The organism is Bacillus sp. RC251, from assembly GCF_044908765.1.
Classification (GTDB): domain Bacteria; phylum Bacillota; class Bacilli; order Bacillales; family Bacillaceae_G; genus Bacillus_A; species Bacillus_A wiedmannii.
This window is the reverse complement of record NZ_JBIYDP010000029.1, coordinates 1-8,477: the sequence shown is the minus strand read 5'-3', so window position 1 is coordinate 8,477 and position 8,477 is coordinate 1. Positions and strand designations below refer to the sequence as shown.

7 protein-coding genes and 1 rRNA gene are annotated in these 8,477 nt (G+C 34.1%); 2 read left to right on the top strand and 6 right to left on the bottom strand.

Features of this window, described 5'->3' with window-relative positions:
- Nucleotides 1–93 (top strand): 5S ribosomal RNA (gene rrf, locus ABH961_RS29960); the annotation flags it as partial.
- A gap of 14 nt (nucleotides 94–107) precedes the next feature.
- On the opposite strand, the gene ABH961_RS29955 is transcribed toward rrf, so the two are convergent.
- The 4 genes from ABH961_RS29955 to ABH961_RS29940 form a co-directional block, all read right to left on the bottom strand.
- Nucleotides 108–1,184 (bottom strand): glycosyltransferase WbsX family protein, encoded by a 1,077-nt coding sequence (locus tag ABH961_RS29955; protein ID WP_000690989.1) that lies wholly within the window; start codon nucleotides 1,182–1,184, stop codon nucleotides 108–110.
- Nucleotides 1,185–1,399: 215 nt separating this feature from the next.
- Nucleotides 1,400–2,272: a class I SAM-dependent methyltransferase gene (locus ABH961_RS29950; RefSeq protein WP_001058687.1), complete on the bottom strand. Its 873-nt coding sequence runs from the start codon at nucleotides 2,270–2,272 to the stop codon at nucleotides 1,400–1,402.
- A 26-nt stretch (nucleotides 2,273–2,298) separates the two neighbouring features.
- The gene (locus tag ABH961_RS29945) at nucleotides 2,299–3,021 is read right to left on the bottom strand and encodes a class I SAM-dependent methyltransferase (RefSeq protein ID WP_061673145.1); all 723 of its coding nucleotides are present in this window, start codon (nucleotides 3,019–3,021) and stop codon (nucleotides 2,299–2,301) included.
- 204 nt (nucleotides 3,022–3,225) lie between these two features.
- Nucleotides 3,226–4,020 carry a sulfotransferase family 2 domain-containing protein gene (locus ABH961_RS29940; protein WP_098080552.1) on the bottom strand — a complete coding sequence of 265 codons (795 nt, stop codon included), beginning with the start codon at nucleotides 4,018–4,020 and terminating at the stop codon, nucleotides 3,226–3,228.
- A 270-nt stretch (nucleotides 4,021–4,290) separates the two neighbouring features.
- On the opposite strand from ABH961_RS29940, the gene ABH961_RS29935 reads away from it, so the two are divergent.
- Nucleotides 4,291–5,235 carry an NAD-dependent epimerase/dehydratase family protein gene (locus ABH961_RS29935; RefSeq protein ID WP_088610425.1) on the top strand — a complete coding sequence of 315 codons (945 nt, stop codon included), beginning with the start codon at nucleotides 4,291–4,293 and terminating at the stop codon, nucleotides 5,233–5,235.
- A 40-nt stretch (nucleotides 5,236–5,275) separates the two neighbouring features.
- On the opposite strand, the gene ABH961_RS29930 is transcribed toward ABH961_RS29935, so the two are convergent.
- Both ABH961_RS29930 and ABH961_RS29925 read right to left on the bottom strand, forming a co-directional pair.
- Entirely contained in the window at nucleotides 5,276–6,052 is a 777-nt protein-coding gene (locus ABH961_RS29930; protein ID WP_088610424.1) for a class I SAM-dependent methyltransferase, read from the bottom strand.
- A gap of 63 nt (nucleotides 6,053–6,115) precedes the next feature.
- On the bottom strand, nucleotides 6,116–8,050 hold the full coding sequence (locus ABH961_RS29925) for a glycosyltransferase (RefSeq protein WP_098080550.1): 1,935 nt from the start codon (nucleotides 8,048–8,050) through the stop codon (nucleotides 6,116–6,118).
- Nucleotides 8,051–8,477: the final 427 nt, after the last annotated feature.

The window sequence follows — 8,477 nt, the reverse complement described above, 5'->3', positions numbered from 1 at the left end:
CACACCCGTTCCCATACCGAACACGGAAGTTAAGCTCTCTAGCGCCGATGGTAGTTGGGACCTTGTCCCTGTGAGAGTAGGACGTCGCCAAGCAACTTTAAGACGAGTCAGAATGACTCGTCTTTTTTGTATGCTTTCATACCTCTGTTAATTGCCTGCTTAACTCCTTCTAAATAGGCGAATCCATGCCTTTTATCTGGTTCTAAGTAAGTACCTTCTGCCCATTCATTCCACGCATTAATAAATAAAAACTCGCTGTTGTAAAGAGAATAGGTACGCTGGATTTGTTTGCTTAAATATATCGTGAACTTCCTAGGGGTAGAACCTAGGAAGATGCTGCTATTTAAGTCTTTGCGGCGTGCTGTATTGTCCCAGTCAACAAAGGCACCAGGAAATGTTTTTTTCTCTGGAGGAGATCGTTTTAGTATATACATCCACACTTTATCATAATCCCAAGCGTTTATTTGTTTACCAGACTCATATATTGTCTTATTTATGTCTGAAGAGCTATCATGAGCAATTGTATAAAAAGGCTCGAATTCAATGCTAGCATCAAATCCATTTATATTAGGAAGTGGAAAGCTGTTTAATGTTTCTGCAAAGTATATACCTTTCAAACCATTTTCTTGTGCGAGTGTATTCCAATAATGAAGCATTTGTTCACAATGAGGGATATGCCCGGGACGATAAATAATGAATAGTGGTTTATCGTCTATACGGATATATCTCTCATCTTGGAAAGCTTGCAATAAATACTCAAAGTGTTCTTTCCAATCCGATAATTCTCCATAATTTTGAGGCATTAATATGTGACTATCAAGACCATCCCAAGTTTTCGTCCACGGTTCATTTGCCCAAGAAAGGCAAAATGGAAAATCTGGTTCGCCCGTCTTAAGTACCTCATTAAAGGGTGCCTCCAATAACCTCTTCCCTTTAAACCAGTAATGGTAATAACAAAAACCATATATGCCATGAGCTTTGGCGATTTCTGCTTGCCATTTTCTTACGGATGGGGTGGTTAAGTCATAATAAAAATCTTGATAAGGTTCTCTAGGTTGGTAATGTCCTGAAAATAAAGGTCGTGCACTTTTAGTATTTGTCCATTCAGTAAACCCTTTCCCCCACCATCGGTCATTTTCTTTTATTTGATGAAACTGTGGTAAGTAAAAAGCGATTATTTTCAAGATATATCCCCCTTATGTTGTTCGTAGTTCAAGTGGTGGGAAGTTACTTTTGATTTTTCGAATCTAGTTAAAGTATGAGATATGTTATTTACTTACTGTGTTTATGCTGCATAATGAATTCTTTTGTACAGTTTGCTTGATATGGAAATCTTTGATGATTTAATATATACGGCTGAGATACAAAATGATCTTCATTATACAATGACCGAAAAGAGTTAATCTTTTTGGAGAACAAATAGAGCTTGGGGTAACCGGTTTGTATCATCAAAAAAATCCCGTAGCTTTAAATACTTCTCATAGTGATTTTTAATATAAGTTCTAGGTATAACGGTTTCTCCATAGAAGCTACTATTTCTAACGTCTCCAGCTCCCGTAGGGCTGTGGACAAAATTGCCGCTTTCATAATCCGAGATAGCACGATTTATATCTGGAAACGCTTGAGATAAAGTTTTATGCCACCCGGTTTGAATTAATTCAGGGTGTTCCTTGAATTGTTGGCAGAAATCGAGAAAATAGCGTGCTTGTGTTGTGGCGATGAAGATGCCACCTGGACGAAGAATTCTTGAAAATTCCTTTATCCAATTTTCTGCTGTTTCTTCGGATAAATGTGAGAATACAGAATAAGCGAATATGATATCTAATGAATTGTCATTAATAAATTCTACAGGAGGTTGTGGGGGAGCTACTTTATACCTACCTCTTCCTAACGTTTCGTTGCAAAGGTTAATCATTGCAGGATCTACATCAATACCAAGTAAATTTTTATGGCGAACATCTTTGAAAAAGAAACGTATAATTCTTCCCCATCCGCAACCAAAATCTAAAATTTTACGTTCGTTATTCAAGGGAACACCTAAGTTTTGGGCATATGTTTTGACATGGCTATAAAACAAATATGCTTCATAAAGAGCATGTTCATAGGAAGCACCTACAAACTGTTGTTGAATTTCTTCAGGGGGGAACATAGGTACTGGGATGCCGTTTATCTTTGTTTGTGAGCAACTTTGTATAAATAGATTTAGAAGTTCAACATCAGAAAGCGGGCTAACAAGGTTATCAAAATCATTTCCTAACTTGAAGTTATTCATTTGTTAACTTCCAAATTATATAGTACCTAAAAATTATTTTCGTGTTTTTTACTAATAAAAACGTGTAGAAATTCAGCATCTAACCCCAGTGATCTATCCTTTTGTAAATAAACAATGGTATACATATTTGCATGTGTATAAATATATTCAATCATATCTTGACCCCAATCAAATGTTACTAAAGACCCGTTCTCATCAATAGGATTACCATGATAAATTGGCTCCGCAATATATTCGATTCCTTCTTTATTGATTCTTGCTCTTTGTAAAGTCTTTGTGAGTGTATGATACCAAGGGACAGTAAACACATGAGCACCGCCAGGCTTTAATACACGCTCTATTTCTTTAAGGGCTTTGTTTGGCTCCATTACATGTTCAAAGACATCTTGAGTAATGAACAAATCAAAAGATTCATTTTGGAAAGTCATATCTTCTAAGTTCTCACATCTAATTCCTTGAAAGTATTGGCCGAGAGGATAGTTTTTAAAGTATTGAGAATAAGTATAGTTTTTGCAGTTTTTTATAAGTAGCTGAGTTGTAATTCCCCCAGGAGAGGATTCGTGGATATGATAGGAACCCCATTTAGGAAAAAATGTATTTAAAACATGGATTATAGCTCGCTGCCTTGGTATAGAGTGGCATGTAGAACATAAGTAATGATCTCTAAGCCAATCATTCTGCTCTATAAATGTAGTTTCCTTCTCACAAATAACGCAATATCCATTATTGTGCTTCAAATTACCTTCCACATGACATCACTCCTGTGTAAAAAAATGCATATGACACACACGTCAACAATCAGTGAAATCAAAGAGAGTGGGTGGACATTAGGGAACCCATAAAAGTGAGATTGGTAGAATGGAATAATTAGCGGGAGAGAACCCCTCGCTAATTAAAGTTTCACTTTATGCTATGCGATACATTCACTTTTATTCATTGAAGAATGTATCGACTTAGAATATCCCTTTTGTGTACGGATACATTTCAAAGTCTTGTGCATATATTTCTGTAACTAACGCCATTGTTTCTTCATCATAAAAGCTTTCATATGTTGGAAAGCGAGGAAAGGCGGCATCTGTAATGCTGAGTTCTGCATAGCTTCCTGTATAAAGCATTTTATAAGCGCGATGATGATCTGAATTTGTAAGTAGCGCTAAATTGGATTTAATCAAATCGTACGTGTGTTCCATCTTGGTGATTTGTGTATTAAAATCTTCTAAAGGAATATAGTATTGGATGAAGTTTTCTTCACCTGGAACGTATTGCTGACTAAAATGTATGTCCATTGCTAGGGAATTGGGACCTAATGCTCGAACGTAATATAAAAATTGTTTAAATGATATTCCTCGAGTACTATATTTGTCATTATACAAATAATGGCGGATACTTTCCCATTGCGGGCTAGCGTATGGATTGTCAGCAAGTAATAAAAATGAGCTGACGGCCCTTTTGTAGGGATTCCGTACAAGTTTACAAACATCTTTATTTGCTGTTAGAAGCCCATTTTGTAACTCTGGTATGTAGTTAGTGTTGTTTTTATACACCCAGAATTCATAGTAATGAATAAAGTCATGGTATTTCTTTGCTTCATTAAACAATCCAATTTGAAAAAAGAACCAATTAGCTAAGGCGGTACATCCGCTTCTATGGCTCCAGAATAGTATAAGTGGAAAGTCTTTATGGAAATGTGGGATTCGATCTTTATGTAGGATTACATGATTTAAAAGCTCTTGATTTACACTCTTCATACATGTAGTCCTCCTTTTTGAAATTTTTATTTATGGAGAAGGGAAGTTTTTACTAATCCAATATATTCATGGGAATGAGTAAATAGTATGAGTGTTTTTTGCGGTCAGCTTAAATAAGATAGAGATTCTAAAAGGAAAATATAAAATAAAGATAATGAAAATTTATAAGGGGCATACAATTATAAGAGAATGAATAATAGAGGTGACCAAGTTCATTTAGTTGCATTTCTAGGTGTGATAAGCAAAAATCTTATTACTAGAGAGGATATTATGAGGAAGAATAATTATTTAATAGTAGGTGGGAATAGTTTCATTGGTATTAACCTCGCATTAGGTTTATTGAAACAAGGTCAAACTGTCAAAGTATTTTCCAGACATATAAATAATTTTCCTCAAAATATTATAAGTGATGTTGAATTTATTAAAGGTGATTTAGCAAATGTTGAAGATATATATAAAGCTTTAGTGGATGTGGATATTATTATTTATTTAGCTGCAACGTCTAATGTAGCAACTTCAATTGAAGATGTTTTCGGAGATATAAACAGTAGCTTTTTTTTTCTTAACTTCATGGAAAGTGTTAAAAATTTTCCTGTTAAAAAAATCGTATTAGCATCTTCTGGAGGCACGGTTTATGGTGAACCGGAATATTTACCTATTGATGAGGAACATCCATTAAAACCACTTTCTCCTTATGGAATAACAAAAGTGTCGCTTGAAAATTACCTGTACTTTTATAAGAAAAAATACGGAATTGACTATGTTGTATGTAGATATTCTAATCCATATGGAAAATATCAAAATCCTTTAAAGAAAGTTGGGGCAATAAACTGTTTTTTGTATCAGCATCTCAGTAATGAAAAGATTAATATATATGGGAATCCACAAGAGATTATTCGAGATTATATTTATATCGATGATTTAGTTGAAATCACTATACAACTATCACAATTAAATCGTTTGAAATCTTGTGTATATAACATAGGGAGCGGCAAGGGTCTCTCTTTAAAACGAATTATAGTAGAATTGGAGAAATTAACGGAAAGAAAAGTGGACTTTACCTGCTATAAACAAAGGCAAGAAAATGTTCAAAAAATCATTTTAAATATAGATAGAGTAAGACGAGAATGTAATTGGGAACCGAAAATAGATTTCAAAAGTGGAATTAGATTAAATAAGCTATGGATTGAAGAGTTCTTATATAGTAAAAAATAATAAGCCATGCCCTACTTTTGTATCAGTAGAGCGTGGTTTATTATTTTATTTCTTTTTTTATTACCCAAAGGTCTTGATGTTCCCACCAAAAACCTTCAGTGTATTTTTTGATGACAGGGTTATAGGGCAATAATTTAATTTTGTCACATACGTAAGAGGGACTAACGATCGTTTGCCCGTATTGATGAACATCCAAATCCAATTGTTCACTAGAAGGGAGAAACCAATAACCCTGTTTATTTAAATCTGGAAAGCTGAAGTACTTTTTACTTTGATAACCATGAGTTGTGAAAATGAGTAAGCCTTCAGGAGAAACAGCATTATACAATGTTTGAAGCCAACGAAACCAAGTTGTATCAGGCATATGAGAAAAAAAGGATAGACAAAAAACGATATCATACGTAGAGGAGGTCAAATTTACTTGTTCAGGTTCAGGGTGAGATAAGATAGAAGAAGTATTTAATGTACGTTCAATAAAAGTAATAGCCTCTTCATGTATATCGCAGGTAGTTATACTTAAGTTCGTTTGTAGGTTTAATAAATGACGTGTTACGCAGCCATATCCGGATGCGAATTCTAATAATTTTATTGGAGTGTCTATAGGAGGATAAAAGGACGTAATTAAATCTAAGAGTGTTTCTGCGGATTTTCTCCCATCTTGAAAATAATAATCTATCGCTTCTTTTTTAGATGGGAAGACTGGATTAGTGACAAGGAATTGAAAGATATGATCCTCTGGATGAATACTTGCATTTACATTGTAGTTGTGTGCAATTTGAGAAATCAAATCTTTATTTGCCTCTATAAATTCTTTCAATGAGTAACCCCCCTTAAATGATAGTAACGTCTTACAAGAGATACTGATGGCGAAGAAAATATATCATTCAATCTTCAAATATGCTTTAAGATACTTTCTATATGTGTACATTTTCTTTTTTGAAATGTCGTCGATAGTAAAGGTTTCTTTAATGAAATTCTGCATTTGTACAACTTCACTGTAATGGGAATATGAATCTTCTGTTCTCGTTACGCTATTTGTATGTCGTCTATGATAGTTTAACGGTTTTGGATTGAAATAAATGTTCCCCTCTTTAAGAATAGAAACATAGAAAAACCAATCACCAGCTACTTTAAACTTTTCTAATTGTTTTTCTGTAGTTTTTATATCTATGTTTTTAAAAACTACACTTGAGACATTAGGTATGGTGTTTTTGATAAGTAATGTATCTTGTATTTCATCTATCCCTTTTCGGAAATAAGAACTTTTCCATTTTCCTTTATCAATATCATTTGTGTAATCTAAATAATGATTGGCTAGGATATTTCCTTGTTCATCTATTTGTTTTGATTGTGTGTAGCTTAAGGTAACATCACCATTTATATGAAACCCTTGTATTACTTCTTCTAAAAATGTCTGATCACATAAGTCATCAGCCTCTGCAATCCAAATATAATCACCAGTTGCTGCAGAGACGCCTTTTATCCATTGTTTAAATACAGAACCAGAGTTTTTATCATTAATAATCTGCTGAACTTTTAGGTGGGGCTTATTTTCGTTTGAGAGCAGCTGTTTAAATATAGATACGCTATTGTCAGTAGAGGCATCGTCTAGGAAAATTAGTTCGTAAAGGGGATAGGTTTGGTTTAATATGGATTTAACTCGGTCAGGTAAGTATTTTTCGTAATTATAGTTCGGTATGATTACGCTTATTTTTTTGTAATTATGATCAAGTAGGTTTAACAGTTGATAAATGTAATGAAGAAAGTTAAAATCTTTTTCAATAAGCTCTTGGCCAAAGCGCCCTTTTTGTAATCGTAAGTCTTCATCTCCAATAAATTCATATATTCTTTCCAGCACCTGCGGTAAATTTAAAAAGTCTACTAAGGCGCCAGTTTGTTCCGTAACAACATCTTCAAAACCTCCAGCGTTTTTAAACCCTATAACAGGGACTTTTGTATCTAATGCTTCTAAAACAACGTTTGGAAAAGGATCTTCTCTTGAAGTTAATAAATATAAATCAGCCCCGGCGTTATATAAACCGATATCTGGAGTAGGCTCAACTAATGTGAAATGTGCTGTATATCTTGGGGATAGTGTGTTAAAGAAATGAACATCCGTTCTCCCGACCCAGATAAAATGAATATTCGTATGAACTTTTCTTACTGAGTAAGCAATAAGTGAGAATAAATCTATCCCTTTCCGATGATCAGCAAAACCTACTCCCAAAATGATTTTGCTATCTAGAGGCAGGTTGTGTTTTTTTCGTAATTCGCTTCTAGCTTTTGCAATATTGTTCTTATAAGGATTGTGGTTAAACAAGCCTTGAGGGAGGATGTGACATTTTTGATGATCTAATTGGGTGATTGTACGGAATTTTTCATACACGTACTGTGAAGGGAAGACAATTTTGTAAGCAAACTGGGCAATGTTTCTCGCTTTCCCCTCGGCAGAGTACTGTTGTATTAAATGCGGCAATTCATGTATTAATGAAATAACTTTTATATTGTGTTTAGCTAGTAATGCAACTATGTCACCACTTATGACGGTACTACATATGGCGATGGTATAGTCTTGTGATAGTAACTTCTTTATTAATAATTCGACCCTTTTTTCTGTTTGGTAGTCTTCCTCTAGGCAATAAACAGGACCATACTTTTGAAAATCGTGGATTAAAATGCCCGTTCCAATAGAAATAATTGCGACGGAGTAATGAAAGTTTTCTTTAAGAGCTTTAATAGTATGTAAAGAAAGCAGCTGTGCTCCGTGGAAATGGGCATCATGGGATACATAAATGATCTTCTTATTAACATGCATTTCATAACGCCTCCTAAGTTAATTAGATTTTTAGTAAATGCATGGTGTATTTATAATTCCTAGAGAGAAGTGGTAGGAGATAATTGTGAATACAGCTGGAATGTACTCGAAATAAAAAGTGCTACCTTTAATATATATTTGTTTGGTTTGCTATTCATTCTTTAGAAAGGTGTAAGTAAGAAAGTATAAACTGTCGATTATGAAAGTGATTGCAACAGTTTATTAATCTCTAGGAACGGAGTATAAATGAAGAAGGTTCAATACCCTTTAGAATTTATAAAATAAAAAGGATAAAAGGTATTGACGATTAGGATATAGAGGTGTAATATAGAACAAGTCGCCGATGCAATAACGCAGAACGCGGCAAACGAAATGAAAAACTTAGTTGACATTGAAACATGAAGATGTTAACATAAGGGAGTCGCAA